Annotated in this window: 16 protein-coding genes; 5 read left to right on the plus strand and 11 right to left on the minus strand. The window is 55.0% G+C overall.

Annotated features, from left to right (window positions below; all coding sequences use genetic code 11):
* The first annotated feature begins 70 nt into the window (after positions 1–70).
* The 4 genes from ctaE to qcrB all read left to right on the plus strand — a co-directional run bounded on the left by ctaE (position 71) and on the right by qcrB (position 4,380).
* A complete protein-coding gene (ctaE, locus tag IEV00_RS01380; protein ID WP_188358549.1) occupies positions 71–709 on the plus strand; it encodes an aa3-type cytochrome oxidase subunit III in 639 nt (212 codons plus the stop codon).
* A 71-nt stretch (positions 710–780) separates the two neighbouring features.
* A complete protein-coding gene (gene qcrC, locus IEV00_RS01385) occupies positions 781–1,575 on the plus strand; it encodes a cytochrome bc1 complex diheme cytochrome c subunit (protein ID WP_188358550.1) in 795 nt (264 codons plus the stop codon).
* A gap of 46 nt (positions 1,576–1,621) precedes the next feature.
* Positions 1,622–2,713: a cytochrome bc1 complex Rieske iron-sulfur subunit gene (qcrA, locus tag IEV00_RS01390; protein WP_188358551.1), complete on the plus strand. Its 1,092-nt coding sequence runs from the start codon at positions 1,622–1,624 to the stop codon at positions 2,711–2,713.
* Between the two features lie 2 nt (positions 2,714–2,715).
* Positions 2,716–4,380 carry a cytochrome bc1 complex cytochrome b subunit gene (gene qcrB, locus IEV00_RS01395; RefSeq protein ID WP_188358552.1) on the plus strand — a complete coding sequence of 555 codons (1,665 nt, stop codon included), beginning with the start codon at positions 2,716–2,718 and terminating at the stop codon, positions 4,378–4,380.
* A 430-nt stretch (positions 4,381–4,810) separates the two neighbouring features.
* Here the strand turns inward: qcrB and IEV00_RS01400 are convergent, their stop codons facing one another.
* From IEV00_RS01400 to IEV00_RS01430, 7 genes are all read right to left on the minus strand, one after another.
* Positions 4,811–5,995 (minus strand): MFS transporter, encoded by a 1,185-nt coding sequence (locus IEV00_RS01400; protein ID WP_188358553.1) that lies wholly within the window; start codon positions 5,993–5,995, stop codon positions 4,811–4,813.
* Positions 5,996–6,005: 10 nt separating this feature from the next.
* A complete protein-coding gene (locus tag IEV00_RS01405; RefSeq protein ID WP_188358554.1) occupies positions 6,006–6,356 on the minus strand; it encodes a DUF2087 domain-containing protein in 351 nt (116 codons plus the stop codon).
* 173 nt (positions 6,357–6,529) lie between these two features.
* Positions 6,530–6,934, minus strand: coding sequence for a cytochrome c oxidase subunit 4 (locus IEV00_RS01410; RefSeq protein ID WP_188358555.1), 405 nt, complete (start codon positions 6,932–6,934; stop codon positions 6,530–6,532).
* Positions 6,935–6,947: 13 nt separating this feature from the next.
* Positions 6,948–8,645, minus strand: a complete 1,698-nt coding sequence (gene ctaD, locus IEV00_RS01415) for an aa3-type cytochrome oxidase subunit I (RefSeq protein ID WP_188358556.1) — start codon at positions 8,643–8,645, stop codon at positions 6,948–6,950.
* Between the two features lie 10 nt (positions 8,646–8,655).
* Positions 8,656–9,513, minus strand: coding sequence for an aa3-type cytochrome oxidase subunit II (ctaC, locus tag IEV00_RS01420; protein ID WP_188358557.1), 858 nt, complete (start codon positions 9,511–9,513; stop codon positions 8,656–8,658).
* A gap of 233 nt (positions 9,514–9,746) precedes the next feature.
* The gene (locus IEV00_RS01425) at positions 9,747–10,103 is read right to left on the minus strand and encodes a HesB/IscA family protein (protein ID WP_188358558.1); all 357 of its coding nucleotides are present in this window, start codon (positions 10,101–10,103) and stop codon (positions 9,747–9,749) included.
* A gap of 119 nt (positions 10,104–10,222) precedes the next feature.
* Positions 10,223–11,635 carry a dipeptidase gene (locus IEV00_RS01430; RefSeq protein ID WP_188358559.1) on the minus strand — a complete coding sequence of 471 codons (1,413 nt, stop codon included), beginning with the start codon at positions 11,633–11,635 and terminating at the stop codon, positions 10,223–10,225.
* 56 nt (positions 11,636–11,691) lie between these two features.
* On the opposite strand from IEV00_RS01430, the gene IEV00_RS01435 reads away from it, so the two are divergent.
* Positions 11,692–12,327, plus strand: a complete 636-nt coding sequence (locus IEV00_RS01435) for a DUF3043 domain-containing protein (protein ID WP_229723008.1) — start codon at positions 11,692–11,694, stop codon at positions 12,325–12,327.
* Positions 12,328–12,379: 52 nt separating this feature from the next.
* Here the strand turns inward: IEV00_RS01435 and IEV00_RS01440 are convergent, their stop codons facing one another.
* From IEV00_RS01440 to leuA, 4 genes are all read right to left on the minus strand, one after another.
* On the minus strand, positions 12,380–13,462 hold the full coding sequence (locus IEV00_RS01440; protein ID WP_188358560.1) for a quinone-dependent dihydroorotate dehydrogenase: 1,083 nt from the start codon (positions 13,460–13,462) through the stop codon (positions 12,380–12,382).
* Positions 13,463–13,493: 31 nt separating this feature from the next.
* The gene (locus tag IEV00_RS01445) at positions 13,494–14,270 is read right to left on the minus strand and encodes an isoprenyl transferase (protein ID WP_188358561.1); all 777 of its coding nucleotides are present in this window, start codon (positions 14,268–14,270) and stop codon (positions 13,494–13,496) included.
* Positions 14,267–15,037, minus strand: a complete 771-nt coding sequence (gene recO, locus IEV00_RS01450; RefSeq protein ID WP_188358562.1) for a DNA repair protein RecO — start codon at positions 15,035–15,037, stop codon at positions 14,267–14,269. Before recO ends, IEV00_RS01445 begins: the two co-directional genes overlap by 4 nt.
* 89 nt (positions 15,038–15,126) lie before the next feature.
* Positions 15,127–16,866, minus strand: a complete 1,740-nt coding sequence (gene leuA / locus IEV00_RS01455; RefSeq protein WP_188358563.1) for a 2-isopropylmalate synthase — start codon at positions 16,864–16,866, stop codon at positions 15,127–15,129.
* Positions 16,867–16,885: the final 19 nt, after the last annotated feature.

Consider the following 16,885-nt stretch of genomic DNA (forward strand, 5'->3'; position numbering starts at 1 on the left):
TTTCAACACGGAACCTAAATCAGGGTCTTTATAGTTGGCTGGCGGTCACTTTTATAGACATAATGTCTATGTGACAACTGCAACCCATACCCCAAGTAAGTCGGCACATCCGACTCTGAATCGCCCCAATGCCGTGGCTGTCGGCACTATTGTGTGGCTGGCTTCAGAGCTGATGTTCTTCGCCGGACTATTCGCAATGTACTTTACCCTCCGGGCCTCCCGTCCTGATATCTGGGCGGAGAACTCAAGCCATCTGGAGGTTCCTCTCGCTACCGTGAACACCATTGTTCTGGTACTGAGCTCGGTAACCTGCCAGTTTGGTGTGTTTAAGGCAGAAAGCCTGAAGCCCCGTCGCACCGGCTCCATCTTTAACGTTAAAGAGTGGGGCATGGTTGAGTGGTTCCTCCTCACCTTCCTGATGGGCGCTTTCTTCGTGTCCGTTCAGGCATACGAGTACGCAAACCTCGTATCAGAGGGAATGACCATCGCTGACAGCGCTTACGGATCAGCCTTCTACATCACCACTGGCTTCCACGCTCTTCACGTGACTGCCGGCCTGGTGGCTTTCCTCTTTATTATCGGTCGAGCTTACGTGGCTAAGCGTTTCGGCCACTACGAGGCAACGAGCGCCATTGTGGTTTCTTACTACTGGCACTTCGTTGACGTTATCTGGATCCTTCTTTTCTTCATCGTTTACTTCCTCAAGTAACCCTGAAGTTTAAGTTGATTCTTACAGCCATTTAATTCCAAAAGCTCACACACTACTAAGGAATATTCAAAGTGAAGGCACTTTCTCAGAAGCGGCGGCATCCGCTCGCAGCAGTGATTCTCCTTGCTATCGCTTTGCTCCTCACCGGTGGCCTCTACGCAGTTGCCACAGCTACAAATGAGGCCAAAGCAGATACCAGCGTTTCCTATACAGCACAGGACGCTGAAGAGGGTCAGAAACTCTTTATCGCTAACTGCGCAACCTGCCACGGCACCAACGCTGAAGGCACTGCCGATGGTCCTGCTCTGATTGGCGTTGGCGCAGCTGCTGTCGATTTCCAGGTGGGTACCGGCCGTATGCCCATGCAGATGCAGGGCACTCAGGCCCAGGTAAAGCCCGGCCAGTTCAACGAAGAGCAGACCCACCAGCTGGCTGCTTACGTTGCGTCTCTGGGCGCTGGCCCCACCATCCCTGAAGCTGAGTTCACTGACGTATCTCAGGGTGATGCTGCTAACGGTGCCAAGGTGTTCCTGGCTAACTGCGCAATGTGCCACAACGCTGCCGGTGTTGGTGGTGCTTTGACCCGCGGTAAGTTCGCTCCCAGCCTGATGGGCGTTTCTGAGAAGCACATCTATGAAGCAATGGAGACCGGCCCCCAGGGTATGCCCGTGTTCAACGATGCGAACATCACCCCTGAGGAAAAGCGCGATGTTATCACCTACCTGAAGTCTCAGGAGGTCAACAGCTCCCCCGGTGGTTTCGCGCTGGGCTCGCTCGGTCCTGTTGCTGAAGGCCTGCTGATCTGGACCCTGGGTCTGGGTATCGTGCTTGTCTTCACTATCTGGCTGACCTCACGTTCTGCATAAATAGCTACACACACTAGTTCGTACCAAGGAAGATTTGAGGCAACACATGGGAAACCATAGTGACGGCGTACAGGCTAAGTCCTCTGCCGTAGTTACCTCTCAAGAGGAAAGTAAGGAGAAGTTCCCGGATCCGGGTCTTCCCCATCACGCACCGCGTCTTACTGACGTCGATGCAAAACACGCCAAGACAGCTGAGCGTCAGGTAGTTCTCCTGTTTGTTATATCCATTTTGGGTGCCCTGCTGTTCTGGTTTGCTTACTTCGGTATCAAGATCGGCGGCAACTACTACGACGTCCTGAATCCCGAAGCCAATAACACCCTCCGTCTGCAGAACCTGCTGATGGGTCTGGGCATTGCTTTCTCTATGTTCGGTATCGGTATCGGTATCGTGCACTGGGCTCGTACCCTGATGCCCGACCATGAAATGGAAGAGAGCCGTCACGCAATCAGCGCTGAAGCTGACCGCGCGGATGCTCAGGAGATTGTTGAGACCATTCTTGACGAATCAGGCATTAAGCGCCGCCCCCTGCTGCGTAACACCCTGATTGGTTCTGTAATTCTCGCTCCCCTGACCTTTGTGACCCTTCTTCGCGATCTGGGCCCCAATGATCCTTCGGTTCTCAAGTACACCCTTTGGGACGAAGGCGTGCGTCTGGTGCGCGACCCCTCGGGCACTCCTATCAAGGCAGCTGATGTGACTATTGGCTCCGCCTACCACGTGCTCCCCGAGAACCTGAACTCCCTGACCCACGAGAACGGCTACATTGAAGAAAAGGCCAAGGCCGTTGTTCTTCTCATGCGTCTCGATCCTAACGACCTGAAGGTTTCAGCAGGTCGTGAAAACTGGAACGTAGACGGCATTGTGGCTTACTCCAAGGTCTGCACCCATGTTGGTTGCCCCATTGCTCTGTACGAGCAGCGCACCCACCATCTGCTGTGCCCCTGCCACCAGTCAACCTTCGATGCTACCGACGAGTGTAAGGTTGTCTTTGGTCCTGCTGGTCACGCACTTCCCCAGCTGCCCATCGCTGTTGACTCAGAGGGTTACCTGGTAGCACAGAGCGACTTCCACGAACCTGTTGGCCCCGGTTATTGGGAACGTGGCAAGCACGTTGAAGAAATGAAGAGTGAGGCTTAATCATGTCCCATACTTCAGTACAAAAGGACTACCAGGCTAAAACCAACACCGGCAAGATTGCTAACTATCTTGACCAGCGTGTGGGTATGTCTGGCATCATCAAAGAATTTGGTCGCAAGATCTTCCCCGACCACTGGTCGTTCATGTTTGGTGAGGTTGCCCTCTACAGCCTCGTTATCCTGATTCTCTCGGGTACCTTTCTGACCCTGTGGTTCAATCCCTCCATGGCACCGACCGCCTATGACGGTTCCTACGTGCCCATGAAGGGTACCGAAATGTCAGTGGCCTACGCTTCAGCTCTGGATATTTCTTTTGATATCCGCGGTGGTCTTCTGCTTCGCCAGATTCACCACTGGGCAGCTCTGCTCTTCATGCTGGCTCTAACCATCCACATGCTGCGTGTGTTCTTCACCGGCGCTTTCCGTCGTCCGCGTGAGCTCAACTGGCTCGTGGGTTGTGCTCTGCTGATTGTTGGTATTCTCGCTGGCTTCACCGGCTACTCCCTGCCCGATGACGTTCTCTCCGGTAACGGTTTGCGCATTATCGACGGTATTTTCAAGGCCATTCCGCTGGTTGGTACCTACCTCTCCCTCTTCTTCTTCGGTGGCGAGTTCCCCGGTACCTTGCTGATTAGCCGTCTTTACGCCATGCACATCATGGTGATTCCTGCAATCCTGCTTCTGCTGGTTGCGGTTCACATGTTCATGGTCGTTCTGCACAAGCACACTCAGTACCCCGGCCCCGGCCGTCGTGAAGACAACGTTGTTGGTTTTCCGGTTGGACCTGTCTACGCTGCTAAGGCTGGCGGTTTCTTCTTCATCGTGTTCGGTATCATCGCCTTCCTGGCATCTACCTTCACCATCAACGCAATTTGGAACTACGGCCCCTACGATCCCTCCCCCGTTCAGGCAGGTACTCAGCCTGACTGGTACGTTGGTTTCGGTGACGGCGCGCTGCGTCTGTGGCCCGGCGTGTGGCCCTTCCACTGGGAATTCAATTTCCTGGGCGGTACCTGGGTTCTGTCGGTATTCCTGCCCTTCGCGCTGATGGCGGGCTCAGTCATGATGGCCATGATTTTCTGGCCCTGGATTGAGCGCTGGGTAACCAAGGACAACCGCGAGCACCACCTGCTGGATCGTCCCCGTAACGCTCCCTTCCGTACCGGTGTGGGCGTTGCCGGTATTATTGGTTACGGTTCCCTGATGGTGGCAGCAAGCTCCGACCTGATTGCAACCCACTTCCACGTATCTCTGAACGACGTGGCCTACGTTCTGCGCTTCATGTTCGTCTTCGGCCCCCTGATTGGCTTCCTGATTACCTACCGCTTCTGCCTTGCTCTGCAGCGTAAGGACCGCGAGCTTGTGCTTCACGGTATTGAATCCGGTCAGGTTGTTCAGCTGCCTCACGGTGAGTTTATTGAGGTGCACAAGCCCCTCGATGAATACCGCCGTTACAAGCTGGTTGCTTTCGAGTCGCCCGAGGTCATTCCTGCCCAGCCCAACAAGAAGGGTAAGATTTCCCTCCTTGAGAAGACCCGCGGCGGTCTTTCCAAGATTTGGTTCCAGGATCGTGTTGCTCCGGTAACTCCTGCTGAGCTTGAAGCAGCGCATCATGCACACCATGACGCTGTGGAAGGAACTGATTCCTCAGCTCAAATTGAGAAGTAATTTCTCAGCCTAAAAGAAGGCCTCCCCTCCTTTTGGAGAGGAGGCCTTCTTTGTGTCTGTTCTAGAGCCTAAATCCAGGTTATAGGACAAATCTGTGCACTAGCCCGGGCGGCCACACAAGATAGTGGCAGAAAAGCGTGGCTTCTAGCATGTTGGGCGACTCTATGAAGACAGGGGCATCTGCACAGGCTACTTTGATTGTCGAGTGGCCATTTTTATACCGCAAATCGGAGAAAAACGGTATAAAAATGGCCTCTCGGGAAAACTCGGTGATGGTAAGGTACAAGTTTCTTCTTGTCGAACCACCTAATGTACAAGCAAAGTTCCCGAGTACAAGTCAATACTTGTACTCGGGAACTTTGCTTGTACCTGTGGCACTTCAGCGGAATCTACGTGCACTGAGAGCCTGTTTCAGCGCCAAGTAGCCGTTTCAAGCGGATCTCGCGGCTGATGATCTGGCCCAATACGCGCGTAGCAAGATATTTATTAGAGCGCAGAGAACCAAAGAGCTCCCTCCCCAAGCCATAAGCTCTAGAGGGTAGTCAGCACCAAATACGGCACCGACTAAGTACCCCACGAGCAAGAGAACATGGATTATCCACCGATATGCTGACCATGCCCGACCCTGTTGATTTTTAGGCACCGAAGAAAGAATTATTCGGTTGCCTACAGCGTTAAAACATCCGTTGCCAGCACCTCCTGCCAGGAAGAGAACCATAATCGTTCGAAATCCGGGGGCAAACAACCCTACCGCGGCAATAGCAATTCCGATGGGCAGCGCTGTCCAGGGATATTTTTTGAGGGGGTTTGCTTGAAGATACCTGCCGATGAAGCTTCCTAAAACGATTCCTAGAGCCCATGCCGCTGATGTTAATCCATACTCATAGGGAGAAAGATTAAGAGCATGCGTCAGGGCAAATACTCCGGCAACATCGTCGAGTGAGGTACTCAAAACTGTGGTAATAATCAGTACTAGCCCCAAGCTGCCAAACACCTTAGGAGATTTCAACATGACTAGTCCTGCAAATATCCCCTTTGGGCCGTCTGATTGCTCTATTCTTATGGCTTCAGGCGTTGCTACCACAAGTGCAATCATGGCTAGTATCAGTGCGGCTGCCGCATCAGCTAGGAGCATGATCTGAAGCGCTCTAGCGGCAAAACTAAGGCCGCCCAGAGCAACTCCCAGCACGGTCGCAGAACCTTGAGCAGTCGCTAACTGGGATCCTGCTCTAGCTGAGTCTTCTGAATAAGCAGCGACTAGCTTTTGTGCAACCGGGCCTACCAGCGCAAGACAGCTACTGTTAAACACACTTCCAGCAATAATTACCGGCCAGCTGAGGTTCAGCGCCATGAGCGTTGTAACCAGTGCCGTCGCCAGCAAGGAGACAGGCCACCACCACCAGCGCAGCTTTTTATCCGCAACGTGTCCCCCGGGCAAAGAAAAAATAACGCTGGGCAAGAGATGGGCAAGGAGTACACCCGCTAATAAAGAGGACTGCTGAACCTGGGCTGCTAAAAGTGAAAACCCGATAGACGAAAGCGAAGCCCCAAGAACTGATAGAAAAATCCCTAGAAATAATAGACGCAGAGAAGCGCTATTTTTGAGATGCCTCATCTCAGGGGCCCTAGATGTTCAGGATGAATCGCTCGGCGTTACCGCTCAAATAGGATGCTAGCCAGACCCTCTCCCACTCGGGCGCTTCGGGCTCGAAGACTGTTTTGGCTCGCTGAGGAGTCAGGTCGCTTAATCGATAGATACCGCTACTGCTATTACGTTCCAAATAGCCGTAGTTCACAAGCTCTCTGCGGAGGTAGGCGAAATCAGACCATACAGGCCGCAATATATCATTGACCTCTTGCTCGGTGTAGGTGGTACCAGGATCAAAGAGGTTAACCAGATAGAGAAGCACATGGGCTCTGGCCTTGCGTTTGAAAGGAAAACTCACCAAAGCGCCGTCCTGGATAAAACGAGTCAAGACCTTACGGTGCTCGCGTTCCGCGGCGACTCCCCTGGCAAGAGATGTTTAGGAGCCAGCTCCTGAACATGGCCCGTTGAGATAAGCGCCTCTTGCTCAGTAAGCCAGCCCCTTAAGAAAAAGGGTGGGTGACTCCTTCAAGGAGTCACCCACCCTTCTAAGAAACGAGGTTCTTAGTGAGCGTGGTCGCCGCGGCTGTATTCGTAAACCCAGCCGACGACGCCGAGAATGGCAACAACGCCAGCAATGATAGCAACCCACCACTGACCGATTGCAACGCCGGTAACCAGGGCTGCGCAAATCAGGCCGATGAAGAGGGGCCACCAAGACCAGGGCGAGTAGAAACCGTAGTCGCCAGCACCGTCGATGATCTCACCATCGAGGTTGTCATTGGGCTGATCCGGGTGCTTCTTGTCAGTGAAGAAGAGGAAGAAGCCCAGGAAGAAGCACATGGCAGCGGTTGCCAGGATCGCCGGGAAGCCTGCCCACTCGTCGAAGTGGGTCATGAAACCGTAGACAACGCCAACCGGAATCAGGAAGACTCCGATGAGAGTAAAGAGCCAAGCAAGAATTTTCATGGATTACCCTCCTTTAGCGGTTGGTTGCCTGACGAGCAGCTGATGCAACGTCGAGGTTGGTGGACAGTTCAGGATGGTGCAGATCCAGTGCGGGGCGCTCTGAACGGATACGGGGCAGAGCGGTGAAGTTGTGGCGGGGAGGGGGGCAGGAAGTTGCCCACTCCAGGGAGCCACCGAAGCCCCAGGGATCGTCAACCTCAATCTTCTTGCCGCGACGGGCGGTGATGTAGACGTTCCAGAAGAAGGGAATCATCGACAGCGCAAGAATCATGGAGCCAACGGTTGAGACCTGGTTCATCCAGGTGAAGCCGTCTTCGGGCATGTAGTCTGCGTAGCGGCGAGGCATACCGTCAACACCCAGCCAGTGCTGGATGAGGAAGGTGGTGTGGAAGCCGATGAAGAGAATCCAGAAGTGAATCTTGCCGATACGCTCGTTGAGCATCTTGCCGGTCCACTTGGGCCACCAGAAGTAGAAGCCTGCGAACATAGCGAAGACGATGGTACCGAAGATCACGTAGTGGAAGTGAGCCACCACGAAGTAGCTATCGGAGAGGTGGAAGTCCAGCGGAGGAGTTGCCAGAATAACACCGGTCAGACCACCGAAGAGGAAGGTCACCAAGAAGCCGAGAACCCAGATAATGGGGGTTTCGAAGGTGATGGAGCCCTGCCACATGGTGCCAATCCAGTTGAAGAATTTCATACCGGTGGGAACACCAATCATCATGGTCATGAAGGAGAAGAAGGGAAGCATGACGGCGCCGGTAACGTACATGTGGTGAGCCCACACGGTTACGGAGAGAGCCGCAATGGAGATCGTCGCGAAGACCAGACCCTTGTAACCGAAAATCGGCTTACGGGAGAAGACCGGGATGATTTCGGAAACGATACCGAAGAAGGGCAGAGCCAGAACGTACACCTCAGGATGGCCGAAGAACCAGAAGAGGTGCTGCCACAGAATTGCGCCACCGTTTTCGGGGTCAAAGATGTGGCCACCCAGGCGACGGTCCATACCCAGAGCGAAGAGAGCTGATGCCAGCGGGGGGAAGATCATGATGATCAGAATCGCGGTAATCAGCGAGGTCCAGGTGAAGACGGACATGCGCCACATGGTCATACCGGGAGCACGCATGCAGAGGATGGTTGCGATGAAGTTCACGCCACCCATAATGGTGCCGAAGCCCTGCAGGGCCAGACCGAAGACCCAGAGGTCACCGCCCACGCTGGGGCTGTAGGTGGTGGAGTTCAGAGGTGCATAAGCAAACCAGCCGAAGGAGGCAGCGCCCTGGGGGGTGATGAAGCCTGCGATAGCAACCAGTGAACCGAAGAGGAAGAACCAGAATGCCAGTGCGTTCAAGCGCGGGAAAGCAACGTCGGGCGCACCAATCTGCAGGGGTACCAGAACGTTAGCAAAGCCGGTGAAGGCAGGGGTACCAAACATCAGCAACATCAGGGTGCCGTGCATGGTGAAGAGCTGGTTGAACTGTTCTTTGGTCTGCAAGAGCATGCCGGGTTCAAAGAGCTCAATACGCATGATGAGCGCCATCAGACCGGCAAAGCAGAAGAAGATCATGGACGCAATCAGGTACATGTACCCGATGGTCTTGTGGTCGGTGGAGGTCAGCCAGGAAACGATGATTCGTCCCTTAGACTTAGGCACCACCCGCGGGGCGACCGAAGTCGCGCTATCCGCTGAGTACTCAAGAGTAGTCACGGGTCACCTCTTAGTTACTAGATTCGTGCAGGTTGGGATTGCGGTTGTACTCATCGCCCAGGCGACCCTCGTTACCAGAGTCACGCAGGGACTGAATGTACTGGTCGTATTCAGCCTGATCTACAACCTTAACGTTGAAGAGCATTTCTGAGTGGTACTCACCGCAGAGCTCTGCGCACTTGCCAGCGTACTCAGCTTCTTCTGAGCCGGTGGTGAAGTACATGTGGTTGGTCTTGCCGGGAATGGTGTCTCGCTTCTCAAGGAAGGCGGGAACCCAGAAAGAGTGAATGACGTCGCGTGACTTCAACTGAACATCGACGGTTGAGTTAGTGGGGAGGTAAAGAGTGGGGAGGGTTTCTTCAGCACCTTCGCGGCCGCTGAGCTGAGCCTGAACACCCGAGAAGTAAACATCTTCGTCAAGGTAGTTGAAGTCCCAAGACCACTGCTTGCCGTAAACCTCAACGGTTACGTCAGCGTTGTCTTCCTTGGGAGCGGTGATATCGCGCTCTGCACGGTCAGAGAAGCTGAAGAGGCTCACGATCAAAATGACCGGGATGATGGTGTAGAAAATTTCCAGCGGAGCATGGTAGCTCAGCTGCTTGGGGTAGCCGGTCTCATTCTTGCGACGACGGTAGGCGATGATGCACCAGAGCATCAGCCCCCAGGTAATAAGACCAACGACCAAAGCAGCAACCCATGAACCAATCCAAAGGTTCATGATGGTGTCAGCGTTGTCGGTGACACCGCGCTGGGTGGGGAGGAAGCCCACCTCAGCTTGGTCTGAACAACCAGTCATTAGCAAAGCGGAAGCTGCGGCAAGTGCAATGCCCTTCAGCTTACGGCTGCCGGTTCGATGCTGCGAACTCACAGACGGCCCTTCCTTTAGCGATGTGCGTGAATTTGAGGAGCTCCCTGCGTGTGGACAGAAAGCGCCTTAAAAATCTTTCAATACGAGCTTACCCTTATTGGGTGCAATCTGCTGACACTGTGTCACCCAAGTTAGCGCTATTTCTTAAGTATTTCGAAAATTTTCGGGTAGACACAGAAAATGTGGGTGCCCATCTGGTTAGATGGGCACCCACACAAGGTAAAACCTGCTTCTTAGTGGAAGGAATCACCGCAGGCGCAGGATCCCTGAGCGTTGGGGTTATCGATGGAGAAACCCTGCTTCTCAATGGTGTCTTCGAAGTCGATGGTGGAACCTTCGAGATAGGGAACGCTCATGCGGTCCACAATAACCTCAACACCGTCGAAGTCGCGGGTGGCGTCGCCGTCAAGCACCCGCTCATCAAAGTAGAGCTGGTAGATCAAGCCCGAGCAACCGCCGGGCTGAACAGCTACGCGCAGGCGCAAATCGGTGCGGCCTTCCTGCTCCAGCAGGGTACGCACCTTGTTAGCGGCAACTTCGGTGAGTTCTACGCCGTGGGTGGGCAGTTCGGTGGAAACGGTTTCGGTCATCGTTTCTCCCCTTTCTCTTCTTGTAATCAGCTCAGAACACCGAGTCTGATCAGGTCTGAAATCTAAAGATTCTGCAACTACAACAAGTCTATCGGATACTTTATTCCCCGACCACGGGCTTACTTTGTCTCGGTCGCACCTGCGCTGAGTTCACTGAGAATCAGCGACTCTGCCAGGATTGCTTTCTCAAAATCGGGAAGGTAGAGGGACTCGTTGGCACTGTGGGCCCGGGTATCGGGATCCTCAATGCCGGTGATGAGAATGTCAGCAGAGGGGAATACTTCCTTTAGGTCGGCGATGAAGGGAATAGAGCCGCCCATGCCTGATTTGACCGGTTCAACCTGCCACGATTCCTGCATAGCGGCCAGTGCGAGCCCAACACTGGGCTCCTCAGTATTGGCCTGGAAGGGCTGGCCAGAATCGTCTGCCCGGTATTGAACCTGCGCGCCTAAGGGGGCATTTTTCTTGAGGTGCTCCTCGATAAGGCGGTGGGCCTGAGCGGGATCCTGCCCCGGGGCAAGGCGAACGCTAATTTTTGCGGTGGAGGTGACGTTGATGGTGTTCGAAGCTTCAGCCACCGGGGTGATATCCATGCCGATAATTGAGATAGCCGGTTGAGCCCACAGGCGGGAGGTAATGCTATCTTCTCCAGCGAGCTCTACCGAATCCAGGATTCCCGAATCCGCCCTGAAATCAGCTTCTTCATATTCAACCTCAGGTTTAGATGCAACTTCTAAACCTTCAACTGCAACTGAACCGTTAGGCTTGTGCAGGGAGGCCAGCAGATGAACCATCAGGGTGTTGGCGTCGAGCATGGGGCCGCCAAACATGCCGGAGTGCACCGCGTGATCGCCAGAGGTCAGCTTAATGACGCCGCTGGCTACCCCGCGCAAAGAGGTGGTCAGGGCGGGAACGCCTGCCTTCCAGTTACTGGAGTCGGCCACCACAATGACGTCGCTGGCCAGCTTGTTCTGGTACGTGTAAAGGAAGTCAGCGAAGCTGGGTGAACCCGCTTCTTCTTCACCCTCGATGAAGAGGGTAACTCCTACCTTAAAATCATCACCGAGGGTTTCTTTCACCGCGCTGAAGGCAGCCAGGTGGGCAAGCACGCCCGCCTTGTCATCGGCAGCACCTCGGCCAAAGAGACGGTCACCCACCCGGGTAGCCTCGAAGGGTTCAGTATTCCACAGCGAACGGTCCCCTACCGGCTGAACATCGTGGTGGGCGTAGAGCAGTACGGTGGGATAGCCCGGCGCAGCCTCTTTGCGAGCCACCACGGCGGGCATACCCTCCTTGCCTTCTTCACCGTAGCGGGCAGTCAGAATTTCGACAGAGTCGAAGCCAACCTCTTGAGCGAGCTCAGAGACTTTTTCAGCACTACGCTGTACCTGAGTGAGGTCAAAAGACTCCCAGGCGATGGAGGGAATAGCAACCAGTTCTTTAAGCCGGTCTAGAGTTGAGTCAAAATTTTCCGCAATGACGCTCTGAAGCTGATCGCGGTGGGAAAAAGCATAACTGTGTTTAATACTCATGTCTTAACCATACGCTCAAGTCTGCATTCACATCATTTCTCAGATATTCTTATTAGGTGTTTGGTCGCAATAAGAAAACTTCTGAATCTATAAAGGAAACCCACGGTTCTGTAGCCGCTGCGCGCAGTGATGAGTCAGCTGAAACCACCCAGGATCAGCAGGAAAATCATCGCCCCGGTTACACCGCACCGAAGGGCCGCCCCACCCCTAGCCGTAAGCAGCAGGTTTCTGCACGCAAGCATCCTCTGGTTCCTGAGGACCGCAAGGCCGCTAAAGAAGCCAACAAGAAGCAGCTGCGCGAACAGCGTCTTCGCGAGCAGCAGGCGCTGCAGACCGGTGACGAGCGCTTTCTGCCCCTGCGCGATAAAGGCCCCCAGCGCCGCTATATTCGTGACTTCGTTGATGCCCGCTTCAACATCGGCGACTTCGTGATTATTCTGGTTCTGATTTTCTTTATCATGGGTCTCTTCTCCCCCAGGCTTCAAGCCATCTCGGTCACCGTTATGTGGGTGATTATCCTGATCTGGATTATCGATACCTGGTTGATGTGGCGTCGGCTCAAGGCCAAACTCATTGAAAAGTTTGGTTCCATTGAGCCCGGCTCAACCGGCTACGCCATTAACCGCGTGATGATGATCCGCCGGTTCCGCCTGCCCAAGCCGCAGGTTCGCCGAGGCGAATACCCCAAGTAAAGTTCTGCGAAATTAGGGCGGGGATACCAAGTGGTATCCCCGCCCCTTTTCTTTAGAAACCTAGCTTTTTCAGCCCGCGGTTAATGTGGTGAGCCCAGAGCGGACCCTCAAAGAGGAAACCCGTGTAACCCTGCACTAGATCTGCCCCGGCGCGCAGCCTTTCGGCAACATCTTCAGCGGTGGTCACACCACCTACCGAGATAATAGCTAGCTGATCCCCCACCAGGCTCTTGAGAAGCTTGGTCACTTCAAGAGAGCGCTGCTTCAGCGGCTTACCGGAGAGACCGCCAGCACCGATTTCTCGTATCTTTTCGGGATCGCTCACCAGACCCAGACCTTCACGGGCAGTGGTGGTGTTGGTGGCAATGATGCCGTCTAGTTTCAGTTCGAGTGCCATCTCGGCAATGGCCCGAATATCCTCATCTGCCAAGTCGGGGGCAATCTTGACCGCCAGTGGAACGTGACGGTCTGTGACCACCCGGTCTGCTTCTGCCCGCACCGCTTCAAGCAGGGGCCTGAGGGTTTCGACCGCCTGGAGGTCCCGTAGGCCCGGGGTATTGGGAGAGCTGACATTCACTGCCAGATAGTCTGCCTGGGGAGCTAAAGTTCGAGTTGAGATCAAATAATCTTCGATGGCCTGATCTAGCTCAACCACCTTGGTCTTACCGATGTTTACACCGATAATGGGGCGAACTTCGGAGTGCTTGTACTCGGCGTCAATATCCGCCCGCGCAGACGCCAGGCGGGGGCCAACCTTAGCGGCGCCGTCATTATTGAAGCCCATGCGATTGACCACGGCAAAGTCATCAACCAGGCGAAAGAGGCGGGTTTTGGGGTTGCCGGGTTGCGCCTGACCGGTGATGGTTCCAATTTCTACGTGGCCGAAACCCAGATCGGTCAGCGCGTTGATGGCATGGGCCTCTTTATCAAAACCGGCGGCCAGGCCAAAGGGTGAGGGAAAGTTCAACCCCATCACCTCTCGCGCCAGTGACTTGTGTGGGCGCAAGATAGCCTTGGCAGATCTGCTGATACCAGCAGAGCGCAGTAGCTTGACCCCCCAATAACCGATACGGTGGGCTTTTTCGGCGTCCATAGGAACGAAAACGATCTTGAAGAGGGTGGGATAAATCCTCATGGTAATCCTTCGGTTGGGTGGGGAGACTTCCTTAGGAGGTCACTTTATCTATGGCCCCGCCGTAGCGGCGGTCACGCTGTGCGTACTCAAGGACGGCGTGCCACAGGGTGCGTCTGTCAACGTCGGGCCAGAGCACGTCGAGGAAGACCAGCTCCGCATAGGCACTTTGCCAGAGTAAAAAGTTAGAGGTGCGAAGCTCACCTGAGGATCGAAGGAAAAGATCAACGTCGGGAACTTCGGGTTTGTAGAGGTACTTGGCTACAGTCTTTTCGGAAACCGAAGAGGGCTTGATCTTTCCCGCAGCGACGTCCTCTGCGATACGGGCGGTGGCATCGGCTATTTCTGCACGTCCGCCGTAGTTCACGCACATCACCAGGGTGCAGACCGTATTGTTTTTGGTCTGTTCTTCGCAATATTCAAGCTGCCTGATAACGGATTTCCAGAGCTTAGGCTTTCGCCCCGCCCAGAGCACCCGAACTCCCCAGGCCTGCAGGGTCTCCAGCTGGCGGGTCAGCACCTCGGTGGTAAAGCGCATCAGAAAGCTGACCTCATCGAAACTGCGCTTCCAGTTCTCGGTAGAAAAAGCGTAGGCGGAAACATAGGGAATGCCCATCTCGATAGCTCCCGCCACCACGTCTACCAGGGACTTCTCCCCCGCCTTATGGCCCTCATTGCGAGGCAGACCTCGTTCGTTGGCCCAGCGACCGTTGCCGTCCATCACCACGGCAACATGGCGGGGAATAAACTGCGAAGGAATCTGAGGCGGCTGAGCACCCGAGGGGTGCGGATCGGGCGGAACGGGAGTCATGACACTTCCTTTTCAATCAGAGCTACAGACCTCAGAGGCTTCTCAAGATGCCACTGCACATACTGAATAATGATTCTATACGCTGCGGTGGAGAGTGAGCGGGAGTCAGCGGGGCTAATTCTGCTCCACTGCACCGACCGAAGGTTCTCTAAATAGGTGAGCATCTCGGGTGAGATGGGCTGGCGTGCCTGCACTCTTGAAGAGCGCGCGCAGGAGTCGCAGACCACCCCGCTTTCGGCCGAAAACCAGGCCGGTTCAGCAGGCCGGCCGCAGAGGGAGCAGGTTTGTAGAGAAAAGCCCCAGCCCGCCAGCCCCATAGCGCGCAGGGCAAAGGCGGTGAAAACGTCAAGAGCCGGGTGGCCGCTCCGGGCAAGGGAGGCCAGCGCCCCCACCAAAAGATCAAAAAAAGGCTCGTTCTGCTCAGTCTCAAAGTTCAAGAGCGACTCTGCCAGCTCTGAAATCACCGTAGCCACAGAATAAGCGTCAAAGTCAGCCATGAGGGAGGCGGTGTAGGCGTGCCTGGTCTGTACCTGCGAAACGGTGTGGAGCTTCTTACCGGCAACCAAAGAAATATCAAGATACATGAAGGGCTCTAGTCTGCCCCCAAAACGAGAATTGCCCTTACGCACTCCCTTAGCCACCGCATGAACTAACCCGGAAGACCTGGTCAGCAGAATGATAATGCGGTCGGTCTCCCCCAGCGGCTGAGTTCTTAGGACGACGCCGCGGTCACGGTAGTTCTTCGAGGGAGTTGAAACTAAAGCCACCCCTCTATCATCTCACACGCCGGCTCCGAGCACGCAACAAAACAAAACCGGAAGGGGCAGCCGCCCCTTCCGGTTTCGGAGAGAACCGATTAGTCCTGGTCGCGCAGGGCTCGGTTGACCGCCGAGGTCATGGCCTTAAGCGAAGCCCAGGTGGTGGAGTTGTCAATACCGATGCCCCAGAGTACGCGGGAGCCCACCGCCGCCTCAATGTAGCTGGCAGCCTTGGCATCGGAGGTCGAAGCCAGGGTGTGCTCTGAATAGTCCAGCAGACGAATATCAACGCCCTCCTGGTGGAAGATCGACTGCATGGCATCGATTGGACCGTTGCCGGTAGCAACCCGCTCAAAGCGGCGTCCATCGACATTGAGCGCAACCCGCAGCTTGGTGTTGCCACCCTCCTGCGAGTCCACGTTGATGGACTCAATGCGGAACCTACCCCAGCGCTCGTCGGGATTCTCGGCGGGCAGATACTCGTCTGCAAAGGCCTTCCAGAGGTTCTTGCTGGAAATCTCGCCACCCTCAGAATCGGTACGGGCCTGAACAATGCCCGAGAACTCAATCTGAGCCCGGCGGGGCATATCCAAACCGTAGTCCTTCTTCAGCAGGTAGGCGACGCCGCCCTTACCGGACTGGGAGTTTACGCGAATCACGGCCTCATAGGTACGGCCCAAATCGCACGGATCAATGGGCAGGTAGGGAACCTCCCAGAGCAGGTCATCAATCTGCTTGCCCTCTTCGGCGGCCTTCTTCTCCATCGCGTTGAAGCCCTTGTTAATGGCATCCTGGTGGGAGCCGGAGAAAGCGGTAAAGACTAAATCTCCACCGTAGGGTGAACGCTCGTGAACCTTCAGCTGGTTAGCGTACTCGGCGACTCGGCGGATTTCATCAATGTCAGAGAAATCAATTTCAGGGTCAATACCCTGGGTGTAGAGGTTCAGGCCCAGAGTCACCAAATCAACATTGCCGGTGCGCTCGCCGTTACCGAAGAGGCAGCCCTCAATGCGGTCAGCACCCGCCATGTAACCCAGCTCAGCAGCGGCCACACCGGTACCGCGGTCATTGTGGGGGTGCAGGGAAAGAATCACGTGTTCACGGTTAGTCAGGTGGCGGCTCATCCACTCCACAGCATCTGCGTAAACATTGGGGGTGGCCATCTCAACCGTTGCCGGCAGGTTGATAATCACCTCGCGGCCGGGGCCGATCTTCAGCTCGTCGGTCACCGCGTTGCAGACCCGCACCGCGTATTCCAGCTCGGTACCGGTAAAGGATTCGGGTGAGTACTCGTAGGTGATATTGGTGGCGCTGGCCAGCTGCTCCTCATACTTCATGCACAGGCGGGCACCGGTCAGAGCGATGTCCAAGATGCCGTCTTCATCCTGGTTAAAGACCACTTTGCGTTGCAGAACCGAGGTGGAATTGTAGAAATGAACAATGGCGTTTTTCGCACCCTCAATGGCTTCAAAGGTGCGCTCAATCAGGTGCTCGCGGCACTGCACCAAGACCTGGATCGTCACGTCATCGGGAATGTGGTTGTCTTCAATCAGGGTGCGCACAAAGTTGAAGTCAGTCTGCGACGCCGAGGGGAAGCCCACCTCGATTTCCTTATAGCCCATATCAACCAGGAGCTTGAACATGGCCAGCTTGCGGTCGGTATCCATGGGGTCAATCAGGGATTGGTTACCGTCTCGCAAATCGACCGCGCACCAGCGAGGCGCCTGAGTAATTTCTCGATCCGGCCAGGTGCGGTCTGGAAGTTTGACCGTCAGCTCCTCAGAGAAAGGACGGTACTTGTGAACGGGCATCTTGGTGGGCTGCTGACGATTTTTCACTGTGATTAAACCTCTGTGT

It is taken from the genome of Rothia aerolata (assembly GCF_014635585.1).
Classification (GTDB): domain Bacteria; phylum Actinomycetota; class Actinomycetes; order Actinomycetales; family Micrococcaceae; genus Rothia; species Rothia aerolata.